The organism is Pseudokordiimonas caeni, from assembly GCF_026719705.1.
Taxonomy (GTDB): Bacteria; Pseudomonadota; Alphaproteobacteria; order Sphingomonadales; family Kordiimonadaceae; genus Gimibacter; species Gimibacter caeni.
Map to the genome: position 1 here is coordinate 1,175,852 of NZ_JAPPRR010000001.1, position 15,453 is coordinate 1,191,304.

The 15,453-nt window shown below is 60.3% G+C and carries 13 protein-coding genes; 4 read left to right on the forward strand and 9 right to left on the reverse strand.

Features of this window, described 5'->3' with window-relative positions; genetic code table 11:
• Positions 1-9: 9 nt before the first annotated feature.
• From OU694_RS05360 to eno, 4 genes are all read right to left on the reverse strand, one after another.
• On the reverse strand, positions 10-1,383 hold the full coding sequence (locus tag OU694_RS05360; RefSeq protein ID WP_308909951.1) for a pyruvate dehydrogenase complex E1 component subunit beta: 1,374 nt from the start codon (positions 1,381-1,383) through the stop codon (positions 10-12).
• A gap of 13 nt (positions 1,384-1,396) precedes the next feature.
• Positions 1,397-2,425 carry a pyruvate dehydrogenase (acetyl-transferring) E1 component subunit alpha gene (pdhA, locus tag OU694_RS05365; RefSeq protein ID WP_308909952.1) on the reverse strand — a complete coding sequence of 343 codons (1,029 nt, stop codon included), beginning with the start codon at positions 2,423-2,425 and terminating at the stop codon, positions 1,397-1,399.
• Positions 2,426-2,615: 190 nt separating this feature from the next.
• Complete coding sequence (locus OU694_RS05370; RefSeq protein ID WP_308909953.1) at positions 2,616-2,927, reverse strand: FtsB family cell division protein; 312 nt, start codon at positions 2,925-2,927, stop codon at positions 2,616-2,618.
• Positions 2,928-2,999: 72 nt separating this feature from the next.
• Positions 3,000-4,274: a phosphopyruvate hydratase gene (gene eno / locus OU694_RS05375; protein ID WP_308909954.1), complete on the reverse strand. Its 1,275-nt coding sequence runs from the start codon at positions 4,272-4,274 to the stop codon at positions 3,000-3,002.
• A 165-nt stretch (positions 4,275-4,439) separates the two neighbouring features.
• Between eno and OU694_RS05380 the strand changes: the two genes are divergently transcribed.
• The 3 genes from OU694_RS05380 to OU694_RS05390 are packed head-to-tail and all read left to right on the forward strand — an operon-like array spanning position 4,440 to position 9,297.
• The gene (locus OU694_RS05380) at positions 4,440-6,125 is read left to right on the forward strand and encodes an isovaleryl-CoA dehydrogenase (RefSeq protein ID WP_308909955.1); all 1,686 of its coding nucleotides are present in this window, start codon (positions 4,440-4,442) and stop codon (positions 6,123-6,125) included.
• Between the two features lie 10 nt (positions 6,126-6,135).
• Positions 6,136-7,662 (forward strand): M20/M25/M40 family metallo-hydrolase, encoded by a 1,527-nt coding sequence (locus tag OU694_RS05385; protein ID WP_308909956.1) that lies wholly within the window; start codon positions 6,136-6,138, stop codon positions 7,660-7,662.
• Positions 7,663-7,683: 21 nt separating this feature from the next.
• Positions 7,684-9,297, forward strand: a complete 1,614-nt coding sequence (locus OU694_RS05390) for an amidohydrolase family protein (protein ID WP_308909957.1) — start codon at positions 7,684-7,686, stop codon at positions 9,295-9,297.
• Positions 9,298-9,302: 5 nt separating this feature from the next.
• Here OU694_RS05390 and OU694_RS05395 read toward each other — a convergent pair whose 3' ends face one another.
• From OU694_RS05395 to tpiA, 5 genes are all read right to left on the reverse strand, one after another.
• Positions 9,303-9,911, reverse strand: coding sequence for a DNA-3-methyladenine glycosylase I (locus OU694_RS05395; RefSeq protein WP_308909958.1), 609 nt, complete (start codon positions 9,909-9,911; stop codon positions 9,303-9,305).
• Positions 9,912-9,951: 40 nt separating this feature from the next.
• Positions 9,952-10,290, reverse strand: coding sequence for a zinc ribbon domain-containing protein YjdM (locus OU694_RS05400; protein WP_308909959.1), 339 nt, complete (start codon positions 10,288-10,290; stop codon positions 9,952-9,954).
• On the reverse strand, positions 10,290-11,921 hold the full coding sequence (gene pyrG, locus OU694_RS05405; RefSeq protein ID WP_308909960.1) for a CTP synthase: 1,632 nt from the start codon (positions 11,919-11,921) through the stop codon (positions 10,290-10,292). The genes OU694_RS05400 and pyrG overlap by 1 nt, the downstream gene beginning before the upstream one ends.
• A 152-nt stretch (positions 11,922-12,073) precedes the next feature.
• A complete protein-coding gene (secG, locus tag OU694_RS05410) occupies positions 12,074-12,409 on the reverse strand; it encodes a preprotein translocase subunit SecG (RefSeq protein ID WP_308909961.1) in 336 nt (111 codons plus the stop codon).
• Between the two features lie 121 nt (positions 12,410-12,530).
• Complete coding sequence (tpiA, locus tag OU694_RS05415; protein ID WP_308909962.1) at positions 12,531-13,286, reverse strand: triose-phosphate isomerase; 756 nt, start codon at positions 13,284-13,286, stop codon at positions 12,531-12,533.
• Between the two features lie 238 nt (positions 13,287-13,524).
• On the opposite strand from tpiA, the gene OU694_RS05420 reads away from it, so the two are divergent.
• Complete coding sequence (locus OU694_RS05420) at positions 13,525-15,453, forward strand: SurA N-terminal domain-containing protein (protein WP_308909963.1); 1,929 nt, start codon at positions 13,525-13,527, stop codon at positions 15,451-15,453.

Sequence of the window (15,453 nt, forward strand, 5' to 3'; positions counted from 1 at the left end):
CCGTCCGGATCAGTCTTTGTAGCAGACGGCTTTCGCCGCTTTCACGATGTCGCCGGCATTCAGAAGCGCCAGCTTCTCGAGATTGTTGGCGTAAGGCAGCGGCACATCGACGTTGGTGGCGCGCGTTACCGGTGCGTCCAGCCAGTCGAAGGCTTTTTCCATCAGCTGCGCCGACACTTCGGACGATACCGAACAGGTCGGCCATCCTTCTTCGGCCACCACGCAGCGGTTGGTTTTCTTCACGCTTTCGATCACCGTATCGATATCGAGCGGACGAATGGTGCGCAGGTCAATGACCTCGGCCGAGATGCCCTCTTCAGCGAGCTTGTCGGCAGCTTTAAGCGATTCACCGACGGCTATCGAGTAGGAAACGATGGTCACATCGGTGCCTTCACGGCAGACGCGCGCCTTGCCGATCGGCAGGACATAATCGTCAAGGTCCGGCACGTCGAAGCTTTCGCCGTAAAGAAGCTCGTTTTCAAGGAATACAACCGGGTTCGGGTTGCGGATCGCGGCTTTCAGCAGGCCTTTGGCGTCAGCGGCATCATAAGGTGCGATGACGATCAGGCCGGGCACGTGGGCATACCAGGACGCATAGTTCTGGCTATGCTGGGCGCCGACACGTGCTGCTGCACCGTTGGGGCCGCGGAAGACGATGGGGCTGGATACCAGACCGCCCGACATATAACGCGTCTTGGCGGACGAGTTGATGATATGGTCGATGGCCTGCATCGCGAAGTTGAAGGTCATGAATTCGATGACCGGCTTCAGGCCGGCGAAGGCTGCACCCGAGCCGAGGCCCGCAAAGCCATGCTCGGTGATCGGGGTATCGATCACGCGGTCCGGCCCGAATTCTTGCAGGAGGCCCTGGGTCACCTTGTAGGCGCCCTGATATTCGGCCACTTCCTCGCCCATCACGAAGACATTGGCGTCCTTGCGCATTTCCTCGGCCATGGCATCGCGGAGCGCTTCACGCACCGTCGTTGATACCATCTTGGTGCCGGCCGGAATGGCGGGATCGGCCACGGCAACGCTGGTGACCGGCGCCTTCGGCGTGTCCTCGAACACTTCTTCCTTCTTCGGCGCGGGGGCCGCGGCCGGTGCAGGCGCAGCAGCCGGCTTGACGTCCGACGCGTCTTCGCCTTCCTCGGCGATCACGACAATCGGGGTGCCGACAGCCACATCTTCGCTGCCTTCGGCAACAAGGATTTTGGCAACTGTGCCTTCGTCAACGGCTTCGACTTCCATCGTCGCCTTGTCGGTTTCGATCTCGGCGATCACATCGCCCGATTTGATCGTATCGCCTTCCTTGACCAGCCATTTGGCAAGGGTGCCTTTTTCCATGGTCGGCGACAGTGCCGGCATCGTGATTTCAATAGCCATGATGTCTGATTCCTCAGGCGAGTACGTCGGTGTAAAGCTCGGCCGCGTCGGGCTCGGGGCTCTCGGTGGCGAAGGCGGCGGCATCGGCCACCAGCGCTTTCACCTCTTTGTCCATTTCCTTCAGGGCTGCCTCGTCGGTGTGGCCGCCATCAAGGAGAAGCTCGCGCAGCTGTTCGATCGGGTCACGCTCGGCGCGCATCTTCTGCACTTCGTCCTTGGTGCGATATTTCGCGGGGTCGGACATGGAGTGACCACGGTAACGGTAGGTTTTCATCTCAAGGATCATCGGGCCTTTGCCGGCGCGGCAATGCGCCACGGCTTCGTCCATCGCGGCGCGAACCGCGAGCACATTCATGCCGTCAACCTGTTTGCCGGGGATCTTGAAGCTTTCGCCGCGGCGATAAAGCTCGATCTCCGAGCTTGCGCGGGCGACCGAGGTGCCCATGGCATACTGGTTGTTCTCGATCAGATAGATGACCGGTAGGTTCCAGAGACGCGCCATGTTGAAGCTCTCGTATACCTGGCCCTGGTTCGCAGCACCGTCACCGAAATATGCCACAGCCACATTGTCGGTCTTCTTGTATTTGGCCGCGAATGCGAGGCCGGTGCCCAGCGAGACCTGCGCGCCCACGATCCCGTGGCCGCCATAGAAGCCCTTGGCGGGGTCGAACATGTGCATCGAGCCGCCCTTGCCGCGCGAGCAACCGCCGGAACGACCGGTCAGTTCAGCCATCACGCCCTTGGGGTCGCAGCCTGCGGCCATCATGTGGCCGTGCTCGCGGTAGCCGGTGATGACGGCATCGCCATCCTTGAGCGCTGACTGAACGCCCACACAAACGGCTTCCTGCCCGATATAGAGGTGGCAGAAGCCACCAATCAGGCCCATGCCATACATCTGGCCGGCTTTTTCCTCAAAGCGGCGGACGAGCAGCATGTCACGATAGAATTTCAGGAGTTCCTCGGGAGAGGCTTCGTAAACGGCGGGCTTGGAAGCGCGACGGCCCCGCCCTGCGGACTTGTTGGAAGATGTGGACGCGTTCATTTGAGCCTCTGAATCTGTGAGACGTTGGAGAGGTTCGGCAATGTATCGTATTGGCGCCCCGCGCAGATGGCACAAGGCACCCCATTCCCTCGTCACCATCTTTAACCCTAAAGACGGCAATTGGCAATACAGACTAACTTACTGTTTTATAACGAAAATAATCTATTAACTGAATTTATGTTAATAGTAATCAGCGGGTCAGGATGACCAGTTCGTCGGGATTGGCGAAGCCGAGGCGGTCTCGCACTTCCTCCTCAAGGAGGTCGGGATCGAGCGACTGGTTGTTGAAGGCTTCGATGCGGTCTTCCATATGGACCCGCCGGGCACGGACGTCAGCGGCCATCGCCTGCAGTTCGACAGCGCGAACATCAAGTGCACGAAGGGCCGAAAGGCTTGCGTCGCCCTGAAAGGCATGGAAGCCGAAATAGGCAATGAGAAACAGCCAGACCATGGTGATCCATGACTGTCCCAGAAGCTTCGGCAATGACGCAACTTTTCTCATGAAACGAGCATCGCACAAGAGATTCGGCGCCGCAAGGGGTGACCCGCGCGGCGCCGACAGATTGTGATCGGATCAGCGGCGCAGGATCGAACGGCCAGCGTAAATCGCCTGACCGCCGAGTTGTTCCTCGATGCGGATCAGCTGATTGTATTTGGCAAGCCGGTCAGAACGGGCCAGCGACCCGGTCTTGATCTGGCCGCAGTTCTTGGCGACCGCGAGGTCGGCAATCGTTGAATCTTCGGTCTCGCCCGAGCGGTGCGACATCACCGAGGTATAGCGCGCGCGGTGTGCCATCTCGACGGCCTGGAAGGTTTCGGTCAGCGTGCCGATCTGGTTGACCTTCACGAGGATCGAGTTGGCAACGCCCTGCTCGATGCCATCGGCGAGACGTGCAGGGTTGGTCACAAACAGGTCATCGCCGACGAGCTGGCATTTGGAGCCAATCTTGTCGGTCAGCAGTTTCCAGCCTGCCCAGTCGTCCTCGGCCATGCCGTCCTCGATCGAGATGATCGGATAATTGGCAACGAGGTTCGCCCAGTAATCGACCATGCCAGCGCTATCGAGCGTCTTGCCCTCGCCCTTGAGGACATATTTACCGTCCTTGAAAAACTCGGTCGAGGCAGCGTCAAGGGCGAGATAGATGTCCTCGCCCGGCTTGTAACCGGCGCTTTCGATGGCCTTCAGGATGAAGTCGAGTGCATCGTTTGTGCCATTCAGGTTCGGCGCAAAGCCGCCTTCATCGCCAACGGCGGTGTTGTGGCCGGCGGCTTTCAGCTTCGATTTCAGTTCATGGAAAATCTCGGCGCCGATGCGGATGGCGTCTGTGCAGCTGTCGGCATTCACCGGCATGATCATGAATTCCTGCACGTCGATCGGGTTATCGGCATGCTCGCCGCCATTGATGATATTCATCATCGGCACGGGCAGGATATGGGCCGACGGGCCGCCGAGATAACGGTAAAGCGGCAGGCCGCAGCTTTCGGCCGAGGCCTTGGCAACGGCGAGCGACACACCAAGGATGGCGTTGGCGCCAAGGCGGCTCTTGTTCTCGGTGCCGTCCACTTCGCGCATGATCTCGTCAATCGCGATCTGGTCTTCGCTATCGAGGCCGACGAGCGCGTCGAAAATCTCGCCGTTCACCGATTCAACGGCCTTGAGGACGCCCTTGCCGCGATAGCGGCCTTCGCCGTCGCGCAGTTCAACGGCTTCGTGGGCACCGGTCGATGCGCCCGAGGGCACAGCGGCGCGGCCGAACGAGCCGTCTTCCAGCAGGACATCAACTTCAACGGTGGGGTTGCCGCGGCTGTCGAGAATTTCGCGGCCGAGGATATCGATAATGGCGCTCATGGGAGTGTCCTCAAGTGAGAATTGGGGAAAGGTCCGCGCAAGTCATAGCCACAAAGCCTTGTGCTTCGCAACAGGGAAGGCGCAACCGTTGCAGCATTTGACAGGGACAGGTCCCTCCCCTAGCCTCGCTTCCGGGAATTCGGGGATGATCAGGGGGATGCCGTCATGGCTCTGGGAAGCGCATTTGAAACGCACGAGGTCTTCAACCAGGCCCCACTATATGACGGCGTCAATCTATACACCAGCGACGCCGCCCTGATGGCTGCGGTGAAGGCGGAAGATGCTGATTGGGCAGATGACCGGCTGACAGCGTTTGGAGCAGAACTCGGTCGGGCTGAGCTCTTTGATGAAGGCGAGCGTGCCAATCGCTTCCTGCCCGAACTGAAAGTGCACGATTCCCGTGGTTACCGGCAGGATATGGTGGAATTTCACCCGAGCTATCATCGCTTCATGAGCATTTCGAAGCGTGAGCATATCCATTGCGGTGCTTTCGATGGTCTTGCGACTGACGCACGCCCCAAGGCGCCGGGCGTGGGTGTAGCACGGGCAGCCCGGCATTATATGATGAGCCAGGTGGAAGCCGGCCACATCTGCCCGATCACCATGACGCATGCCGCCATCCCGGCCATCGCGCAGGAGCCTTCGCTGGCTGCGACATGGCTACCGAAGATATTGTCGCCGTCCTATGACCCTGCGCTGAAGCCAATGGCCGAGAAATCGGGTGCGACCATCGGCATGGGCATGACCGAAAAGCAGGGCGGCACCGATGTGCGCGCTAATACAAGCGTTGCAAGGCCCTCAGGCGCACGCGGGCCGGGTGAGCCCTATCTCGTCACCGGGCACAAATGGTTCATGTCTGCCCCCATGTGCGATGCCTTTCTGGTGCTGGCGCAGGCCGAAGGCGGCCTCTCTGTGTTCCTGATGCCGCGCTTCCGGGCGGATGGCAGTCTGAATGGCCTGCGCTTCCAGCGGTTGAAAAACAAGCTCGGCAACAAATCGAATGCGTCGTCGGAGGTCGAATTTCATGATGCAGAAGCTTATCTGATCGGCGAGGAAGGCCGTGGCATCCGCAATATCATGACGATGGCGCATTATACGCGGCTCGATTGCGCGCTCGGCTCGGCCGGGCTGATGCGGCAGGCATTCTCGCGCGCCATTCACCATGCGGTGCACCGGCAAGTGTTCCAGAAACGGTTGGTTGACCAGCCGATGATGACCGGCGTGCTTGCCGACCTCGCGCTTGAGGTCGATGCTGCAACCCATCTGGCCCTGCGGTTAGCCGGCGCCTTCGAGCGGCATGACAATGATGCCGAGCAGGCCTTTGCCCGCCTGATGACGCCCGTTGCCAAATACTGGATCACCAAACGCGGCCCATCCCTTGGTTATGAAGCCATGGAATGCCTTGGGGGCAACGGCTATTTGGAAGACGGGATCAATGCCCGCATCTACCGCGAACTGCCGGTCAATTCCATCTGGGAAGGTACTGGCAGCGTGATGTGCCTTGATGTGTTCCGCGTGATGACGCGAGAACCCGATGCAGTGGCCGCAACCCTTGTCGTGCTTGAGGCCGCTGCAGGACGGGACCGCCATTATGATGCCCTTCTCGACAGCCTGAAGGACCGGATCGCCAGCCATTCGCTCGGCGAACGGGATGGCCGCTGGCTCACCGAAAGCCTTGCCCTTCTCGCTGCCGCCGCCATCCTGATGGACCGCGCACCGGCGCCAGTTGCCGAAGGCTATCTCGCCAATCGCCTCGCGCCGCGCGCCACACCCGCCTCCTTCGGCGTTCTGGCAGCGGGGACCGACGCCCGTGCCATCCTTGAAGCCTCTGTTCCCACCTTCCTGAGTTAAGGAATCACTGATGAAGAAACTTGTTCCCTTTGCTGCCGCTGCCCTCGCCTTTGCACCGTTCGCGCACGCCGACGATGCCTCCGATGCGGCTCGCGCTTACCGGCAGGCCAATGAAGCCCGGATCATCGGCGATTTCATGTCGCTGCTGTCGATGCCGAACGTCGCCACCAACAAGGCCGACATGGAAGTGAACGCGGAATGGATCACCGCCTATCTTGCCAGCCGCGGCTTCGCGAGCGAGACGGTCTCGGCCGGTGGCGCGCCCTATATCATCGCCGAGCGCAAGGTGCCGGGGGCGACCAAGACCCTGCTTATTTACGCGCATTTCGATGGCCAGCCGGTGCAGGAGGAAGAGTGGGCGAGCCCGCCTTTCACCCCAACGCTGCGGGACGGGATGGTGGTGAACGGTGCGAAGACGCTGGATATGCAAGAGGCGCTCGCTGGCGCCATTGATCCCGAATGGCGGCTTTATGCCCGCTCCGCCGGCGATGACAAGGCCCCGATCATTGCGGTCGCGGCAGCCCTCGATGCGCTCGACAAGGCCGGTATCCCGCCAAGCGCCAATATCAAGCTGCTGCTGGACGGCGAAGAAGAGCAAGGCAACCCGACGCTTGAAGCCGTTCTTGCCGCCCATAAGGACAAGCTTGCCGCCGATATCCTTCTTTTCTGCGATGGCCCGATGCATCAGAGCCGGCAACGCCAGCTGGTGTTTGGCGTGCGTGGCACCACCGAAGTGCAGATCACGACCTACGGCGCTGAGCGGCCGCTGCATAGCGGGCACTATGGCAGCTGGGCGCCAAGTCCAATTTCCGACCTTTCCCGTCTTGTGGCCAGCATGAGCAAGGAAGATGGCACGCTGACCGTGAAAGGCCTCGACAAGGGGCTTCGCCCGGTCACCAAAGCCGAGAAAGCTGCCATCGCCGCAATGCCAAATATTGACGAGAAGCTTAAAGCCGATCTGGCGCTTGGCCGCACGCTTGGCAACGGCCAGCGTGTTGAGGAAAGCGTCATGAAACCCGCGCTGATCGTAACCGGCTTCAACGCGGGCGGCACCGGCGACAGGGCAAGCAACACTGTGGTGCCGCGAGCTACCGCGGCCATCAACCTGCGGCTGGCGCCCGGCCAGACGCCCGAAAGCGTGCGCGAGGCGATTGACAATCACATTCGGGCCCAAGGCTTTTTCCTGACGGAGGAAGAACCGACCGCTGATGTGCGCCGCGCCCATGCCAAGGTTGCCAAAGTGCAATGGGGTTCGGGCTATCCGGCCTTCCGCACCGATCTTGATAGCCCTGCCACCCGCAAGCTGATCGGGCTTCTGGATGGCATAGACGGTGAAGCGACGCTGCTGACGCCCACGATGGGGGGCAGCTTGCCGATCCATATGTTCTCGACCGCCATGCCAACTACACCGATTGTCATCCTGCCGGTCGCCAATCATGACAATAACCAGCACGGCGAAAACGAGAATATGCGGATCCAGAATCTGTGGGACGCGATCGAGATTTATGCGACCGTCATCGCGGGTTACGGAAAATAACAGATCATGGGGGTCAACAAGATGAAATCGTTAAAGACATTGCTGCTGTCGGCGGCGCTCGCAGTGGCTGTCATCGCGCCATTCGCCAATGCCGCCGAGCCCGGCGAGGAAGTGATCGCCCGTGTCCTGGCAACCGGCGCCAAGCCGCCTGTCATGGCACCCGCGCGAGGTGCCGAAGCCCAGGGGCCCTACCAGCAGCTGCTGATCACCAATGTGAATATCATCGATGGTACCGGCGCCCCCACACAGGGGCCCTATTCCATCCTGATTGAAGGCAACAGGATCGTCAGCATTGGCGAGGCATCGGGCGGCGCAGCGGCGAAGTCAGCAGCTCGGGTGATCGACGGCGAAGGCGGCTATATCTTGCCCGGCTTCATCGATACGCACGACCATATCGGCACCCCGAACCATATCTATGGCGGAGAACTGACTGACCCCGGCTATGTGTTCAAGCTGATGCTGGCGCACGGCATCACCACGATCCGCGACGTAGGCTCCATGATGGGCCTGAAATGGACACTAGAGCACAAGAAGCTCAGCGAAGAAGGCAAGATCACCGCGCCGCGGGTTGTTTCCTATGCCGTGTTCCCGGCCAAAACCGCGACGGCTGAAGAAGCCGTCAAATGGGTGAAGGCGGTCCACAAGACCGGCGCCGACGGCGTGAAATTCCTCGGCGCCGATCCCAAGGTATTTGCCGCCGCTATCAAGGAAATCAATGCGCTTGGCATGGGCTCGGCCTACCACCATTCGCAAACGTCAGTGACGCGGCACAATGCCCTCGATTCCGCGCGCCTTGGCGTGCAGAGCATCGAACACTGGTACGGCCTTCCCGAAGCCATGTTCGAGGATCGCACCGTCCAGCACTATCCGAACGACTATAATTACAATAACGAGCAAGACCGTTTCGGACAGGCCGGGCGCCTGTGGCAGCAAACGGCAAAGCCGGGGTCAGAACGTTGGAACAGCACGATCCGGGAACTCGTTGATCTGGATGTAACGCTCGATCCCACCTTTTCGATCTATGAAGCCTCGCGCGACCTGATGCGGGCCCGCACGCAGGAGTGGCTGCCGGATTATGGCATGCCCTATATCCTGAAGGCGTTCGAGGCGAACCCGGAGGCGCACGGATCCTTCTTCTTCAACTGGACAACAGCGGACGAGATTGCCTGGCGCAAGAATTATGAGCTGTGGATGCAGTTCGTGCGAGACTTCAAGAATGCTGGCGGCCGTGTGACCGTTGGGCCGGACACCGGCTTCATCTACAGCATCTATGGTTTCGGCTATGTGCGCGAGCTTGAGATGCTGCAGGAAGCAGGATTCCATCCGCTTGAGGTAATACGTGCTGCCACGCTGAGCGGCGCCGAACTGCTCCGCAAGGAAGATGACTATGGCACCGTTGCTGTCGGCAAACGGGCCGATCTTGTGCTCGTGAAGGAAAACCCGCTGGCGAACTTCAAGCAGCTCTATGGTACCGGCTTCCCGCATTATGATTTCGAAACGAAGCAGAATGTGCGCACGAATGGCATCCGCTACACGATCCGGGACGGCATCGTGTTCGATGTGCCGAAATTGCTCGAACAGGTACGCGCAGCCGTGAAGGCAAAGAATGCCGAATATGCCGCGAAAGCAGAGTGATCGGTTCAGACCGGCTTTCTGAAAGACTGCCGCGCCGAGGCCACCTCGGCGCGGATCGCGCATCCCTCGGCGTGATCGTTCACGAGCCCCATCGCCTGCATGAAGGCGAAAACGGTCGTAGGCCCGACGAATTGCCAGCCCCGCTTCTTCAGCTCTTTCGACAAGGTCTTTGAAACATCGGTGACGGACGCCGTTTGCGGCGCGCCAAGCGTTGCGGGGTCTTGCTCGAACCGCCAGATGAAGGCTGCAATCGAGCCCTCTTTGGCAACCATCTCGAGCGCACGTTTCGCGTTATTGATCGTCGCTTCGATCTTGCCCCGATGGCGCACGATGCCGGCATCGGCAAGCAGCCGCTCAATGTCGGTTTCATCGAATGTTGCGACCTTGTTGAAATCAAAGCCTGCGAACGCCGCGCGGAAGTTCTTGCGCTTGGCAAGGATCGTCCGCCAGCTGAGGCCGGACTGGAAGCTTTCAAGGCAGAGCTTTTCAAAAAGCCGGATATCGTCCGCGACCGGAAAGCCCCACTCGCGGTCGTGATAGTCGAAAAATTCGGGGGCAGCGGCGCACCAGCCACAGCGCGGACGGCCATCAGGGCCTTGAACTGTTTTGGTCATGGCGGTGCCCTCTCCTCAAAGAAGGCCCTGCCCCGAGCCCTCAGATCTTTTTCACGAATTCCGACTTAAGGCCCATCTGGCCGATGCCGTCAATCTTGCAGTCGATATCATGATCGCCGTCGACAAGGCGGATATTCTTCACCTTGGTGCCGACCTTGACGACGAGCGACGAGCCCTTGACCTTCAGGTCCTTGATCACGGTTACCGTGTCGCCGTCAGCGAGCACATTGCCGTTGGCGTCGCGCACTTCCTTGGCAGCGTCGGATGCACCTTCACTGCCTGGCGTCCACTCGTGGCCGCATTCCGGGCAAATGAGCAGACTGCCGTCCTCATAGGCATAGGGCGACTGGCATTTCGGGCAGGCAGGGATACCGCTCATCACACGAGCCTGCTCTGTTCGACGGCAGCCTTGATGAAGCTTGCGAACAGCGGATGCGGGTCAAAGGGCTTGGATTTCAGTTCCGGGTGGAACTGCACACCGATGAACCAGGGATGATCGGCGATTTCCATGATTTCCGGCAGTTCGCCGTCCGGCGACATGCCCGAAAACAGGACGCCCGCTTCCTCAAGCTGCTTCACATAGCCGATGTTCACCTCGTAGCGGTGACGGTGACGCTCCGAAATATCGGTGGTGCCGTAAATGCCGGCGACCTTGGAGTTATGCTTCAGCTTGGCGGGATAAGCGCCAAGACGCATTGTGCCGCCAAGGTCGGTTTCGGCGGTACGCTTCTCAACGCTGCCGTCATCCTTCACCCATTCGGTGATGAGGCCGACGACCGGCTCTTTCGGTTCGCCAAACTCACTCGACCCTGCCTCGGCAATCCCCGCCATGTTGCGGGCGGCTTCGATGGTTGCCATCTGCATGCCGAGGCAGATACCGAAATAGGGAATCTTGTTCTCGCGCGCGAAACGGGCGGCCGCGATCTTGCCTTCGGTGCCGCGTTTGCCGAAGCCCCCGGGCACGAGGATCGCATCCACGTCTTCAAGCCGGCTGACAGCGTCGGGCTGTTCGAAAATCTCGGATTCGATCCACTCGATGTTTACCTTCACGCGGTTGGCAATACCGCCATGAACGATCGCCTCGGAGAGCGATTTGTAGGCGTCCAGGAGCCCGGTATATTTGCCGACAACGGCGATGGTGACCTCGCCTTCCGGGTTTTTCACGCGGTCGACGATATCTTCCCAGCGCGACAGGTTCGGCTTTTCGGAATGTGCGAGGCCAAAGGCCTTCAGCACTTCCACATCCAGCCCTTCGCGGTGATAGCTGATCGGCACTTCATAGATGTTGGACACGTCAAGCGCGGGGATCACGGCGCTCGCGGGAACATTGCAGAAGAGCGACATCTTGCGGCGGTCGCTATCGGGGATCGGATGCTCGGCGCGGCACACAAGGATATCCGGCTGGATACCGATGGAGCGCAGCTCTTTCACGCTGTGCTGGGTCGGCTTGGTTTTCAGCTCGCCGGCTGCGGCGAGATACGGCACGAGCGTGAGGTGTACGAAGATCGAGCGGCCTTTGCCAAGCTCGATCGAAAGCTGGCGAATCGCTTCCATGAAGGGCATGGCTTCGATATCACCGGCCGTGCCGCCGATTTCGCATAGCATGAAATCGATGCCGTCGGTTTCAGCAAGCGCGAATTCCTTGATCGCCTCGGTCACGTGCGGGATCACCTGCACGGTGGCGCCAAGATAGTCGCCCCGGCGCTCTTTCTGAATGATGTTTGAATAGATGCGGCCCGAGGTGATGTTGTCGCTCTGGCGGCTCGATACGCCCGTAAAGCGCTCATAATGGCCGAGGTCGAGATCGGTTTCGGCGCCGTCGTCGGTCACATACACTTCACCGTGCTGATAGGGGCTCATCGTGCCCGGGTCGACGTTCAGATAGGGATCAAACTTGCGAAGGCGAACCGAATAGCCACGAGCCTGCAGCAGGGCCCCGAGCGATGCCGACAGGAGGCCTTTCCCCAGCGAACTGACAACCCCGCCCGTGATGAAAATATAGCGCGTCATGATCCCTCACTCACATCAATACAAAGCCCGGCCCCAACGCGTCCCTTCGCTTTCACACGAAAGACTGCGGACGGGGCCGCAGCTTGAACCTACTATAAATACGCTCTCACAAAAGGAAACGGGGGCCGCTGCCCCCGTTCGACCGAAGTCGCTTAGTTGCCGCCATCCTCGGGGATGGTGGGCATTTCAGGAAGCTGGCTGCCGCCCTCTTCCTGGGTCACCGGGGCTGCCTGTTCGGCGGCTTCGATGACGCTGTTGTCCGTTTTCTTGTGGGTGGCGTACCAGCCCAGAAGCAGCGAGTTGGCGATGAACACGATGGCAAGCCAGCGTGTCGTCTTGGTCAGGAGGTCGCCGGCGCCGCGCGCCGTCATCAGGCCGCCCGCCCCGCCGCCGATGCCCAGCGCACCGCCTTCGGAGCGTTGCAGCAGGATCACGCCAACAAGCGCAATCGCGACAATCAGGTGGATACTGAGAAGTACGGCTTCCATCGGCCAACCTTTCAACTCTTCGCATGAGTACACGGGGCATGAACTTCATACCCCGATCAAAGCGCGCTTTCTAGACAAAAGGCGTCCGTTTGCCAAGCCCTAAGTACGCCTTTTTGTTCGCTCAGCGCCAGGCCCCGATAATCGCGTCGAAATCTGCGGCCTTGAGGCTGGCGCCGCCAACGAGCGCGCCATTCACATTGGGGACCGACATCAGTTCTTTCGCATTGTTGGGCTTGACCGAGCCGCCATAAAGAATACGGACCATCGAGCCCGCCTCTGCACCGAACCGCGCCACAAGCTTTTCGCGGATGACGCCGTGAATGGCTTGCACGTCGGCGGCACTCGGCGTGCGACCGGTGCCGATGGCCCAGACAGGCTCGTAGGCAATGACAAGGTGGTCGGTGTCGACATCGGCAGGAACCGATCCGGCAAGCTGCTTGCTGACAACGTCCACCTCGCGGCCCGCGACGCGTTCGGCTTCGGTTTCACCAACACAGATGATGACCGAAAGGCCGGCAGCCTGCACCGCTGCTGCTTTCGCCGCCACGTCTGCGTCTGTCTCGCCGTGATCGGCGCGGCGCTCGGAATGACCGACGATCACGAAGCTCGCGCCGGCGTCCGCTAGCATCGGCGCCGAAATGTCACCGGTATGCGCACCCGATGCCTTGGCATGGCAATCCTGCGCACCGACGGCGACGCCGGATCCCGCAGCGGCTTCTGCAAGGCTTGCTACCAGTGTGAAGGGTGGGCAAATGAGTACATCACAGCCAGCGGGGGCAGCCTTGAGGCGTGCTGCCAGATCGGCAATCTCGGCTCCGCTTGCCTTCAGGCCGTTCATTTTCCAGTTGCCGGCAGCCAGTGGTTTTGGTGCGCGCATCGGGCATCTCCTCGGGATCATTGGGGTATTGAATTATTGGTATTGATGATTTTCCCTCTGCTCGTAGCAAATAGCGCCGTCCGAAGCCAGCCAGAAACGACCGTCGCCACCTCCTTGAAATAGGCGAAATCGCATGTTGCGGGCCCGCACACTGCCCCTTATGATGCGCGCCCAACCGCATGTCCGGCAAGGCCGCATGCGCTTCAGACGAACGATAAGAACACGGGAGCAACGGCGTATGCTGTTCAATATGCGCAAAGGGTCCATGACCAAGGTTATCGCGACACCGCTGATGGCGATCCTGATCGTGGCCTTTGCCATCTGGGGGATCGGCCCTGGCATCCTCACCGGCGACAATTCCAAGGTCGCAACAGTCGGCGAGCAGGAAATCACCACCCAGAAGTTTGCCAACACGGTCCAGAGCCGCGCCCAGCAACTGCAAGTGCAGTTCGGTGGACAGATGGGCACGGCCGAACTCATCAAGGCGCTCAATCTGGATTACCAGATCCTGCAGCAGATGGTGACGGAAGCGGCTGTGATGGAACATGCCCGCAACCTTGGCCTGCGCCCGACCGACAAACAGATTGCTGACGAACTGACCTCGATCGAGGCGTTCCGCACGCCTGATGGCCGTTTCAGCCAGGCGATGATGGATACCGCCCTGCAGCGCGCCGGCATGACGCAGAAAGACCTGCTGACCGACCTGCGCGGCCTTGTGACCCGCCAGCAGCTTGTGGATGCCATGACTTCGGCCTCGCCCGTACCGCTTGAAATGGCGCGTGAGCTTTATGTGTGGCGCGCCGAGCGCCGCGCGGCCTCGATGATCACCTTCAAGGCGAGCGACATTGCGGACGTGCCAGCGCCGACCGACGAGGCGATGCAAAGCTATTACGAAGCGAACAAGAACAGCTTCATGACTCCCGAGCGCCGCACCTATCGCTATATCCTCCTGACGCCTGCGCGTTTCGAAAAGGATGTGGAACTGACGGATGCCGATATCGAACTCGCCTATGAAGACCGGGCGAGCGACTATATCCAGCCCGAACTGCGCGGCATTCAGGAAGTGACCCTGCCGACGAAAGAAGCTGCTGACGCGCTGATCGCGGCCGTTCAGGGCGGCGAGGACTTTGTGAAGGCAGCGGCTGCTGCCTCCAAATTCACCGAGGAAGAAATCGATCTTGGCGACCTGACGAAGGAAGACATCGCGCGGGATTACGGCGATGCCGCCGCGGACGCCGTGTTTGCCCTTGCTGACGGGGCCGTCTCCGAGGCCATCGAGGGAGGCGCCGGCTGGAACGTCTTCCGTGTTGCCAGCATAACCACGGGCAAAACGAAGACGTTGGAAAGCGTCCGCGACGAGCTTGTTGCCACGCTCAAGCGCGAACATGCCATCGACAAGATGTTCGATTTCGTGCCCGAGATTGAAGATGCCATCGCGGCCGATGGCTCCATTGCCTCTGTCGCACAGAAGCTGAACCTGGACGCCGCGACCGTGACCCTCGTTGATCGTGATGGCCTCAATGCGAACGGCAGCCCGGCGATTTCGAGCGCCGAGGAAGCCCGTATCCATCAGGCCGCTTTTGCGGCTGAAATGGGTCAGGAGCCGGAAGTCACCGACCTTGATCCGCAGGACAATACCAAGGGCCTGTTCGTGATGGCCCTTGATGAAGTCAAGGAACCCGAGCTGAAGCCGTTCGAGGAAGTGGCAAGCAGCGTGCGCGAGCGCCTGATCGTCGATGCGAAGCAGGAAGCCGCCGGTGCGCTTGCCGAAGCAGCTGTCGAGCGGCTGAAAGCCGGTGAATCGCCCGAAGCCATTGCGGCTGACCTTGGCGGCACCTCGCTTGATGCCCGCAACGTTACCCGCACGGCTGCCGAACAATCGAGCCTGTCGGATTCGATCCGCGCCCTGATCTTCGATCTCAAGAAGGATGAAGTCGCCACTGACCGTTCGGCCGACAATGACGGCTATGTGGTTGTGCGCGTGAACGAAATCGTCGCCGGGGATCCCGACAAGTCGACAACGGAAGTTGCGAACCTGCAGGACGGGATCGCGCGTGGCCTGATGGACGAACTTCTGGCTCAGTATCAGCATTGGCTCCTTGAGCAGTACAAGCCCGAGATCAACAATGCTGTGGTCACTCAGCTCTTCCGCAAGGACGCCGAGTGA

Bases quoted from the DNA above. Each gene is read 5' to 3' on its own strand.
- OU694_RS05390 (WP_308909957.1), top strand. From the start codon at position 7,684: ATGAAATCGTTAAAGACATTGCTGCTGTCGGCGGCGCTCGCAGTGGCT.
- OU694_RS05385 (WP_308909956.1), top strand. From the start codon at position 6,136: ATGAAGAAACTTGTTCCCTTTGCTGCCGCTGCCCTCGCCTTTGCACCG.
- OU694_RS05360 (WP_308909951.1), bottom strand. From the start codon at position 1,383: ATGGCTATTGAAATCACGATGCCGGCACTGTCGCCGACCATGGAAAAA.
- OU694_RS05400 (WP_308909959.1), bottom strand. From the start codon at position 10,290: ATGAGCGGTATCCCTGCCTGCCCGAAATGCCAGTCGCCCTATGCCTAT.
- OU694_RS05380 (WP_308909955.1), top strand. From the start codon at position 4,440: ATGGCTCTGGGAAGCGCATTTGAAACGCACGAGGTCTTCAACCAGGCC.
- tpiA (WP_308909962.1), bottom strand. From the start codon at position 13,286: ATGCGCGCACCAAAACCACTGGCTGCCGGCAACTGGAAAATGAACGGC.
- secG (WP_308909961.1), bottom strand. From the start codon at position 12,409: ATGGAAGCCGTACTTCTCAGTATCCACCTGATTGTCGCGATTGCGCTT.
- eno (WP_308909954.1), bottom strand. From the start codon at position 4,274: ATGAGCGCCATTATCGATATCCTCGGCCGCGAAATTCTCGACAGCCGC.
- OU694_RS05370 (WP_308909953.1), bottom strand. From the start codon at position 2,927: ATGAGAAAAGTTGCGTCATTGCCGAAGCTTCTGGGACAGTCATGGATC.
- pdhA (WP_308909952.1), bottom strand. From the start codon at position 2,425: ATGAACGCGTCCACATCTTCCAACAAGTCCGCAGGGCGGGGCCGTCGC.
- OU694_RS05420 (WP_308909963.1), top strand. From the start codon at position 13,525: ATGCTGTTCAATATGCGCAAAGGGTCCATGACCAAGGTTATCGCGACA.
- pyrG (WP_308909960.1), bottom strand. From the start codon at position 11,921: ATGACGCGCTATATTTTCATCACGGGCGGGGTTGTCAGTTCGCTGGGG.
- OU694_RS05395 (WP_308909958.1), bottom strand. From the start codon at position 9,911: ATGACCAAAACAGTTCAAGGCCCTGATGGCCGTCCGCGCTGTGGCTGG.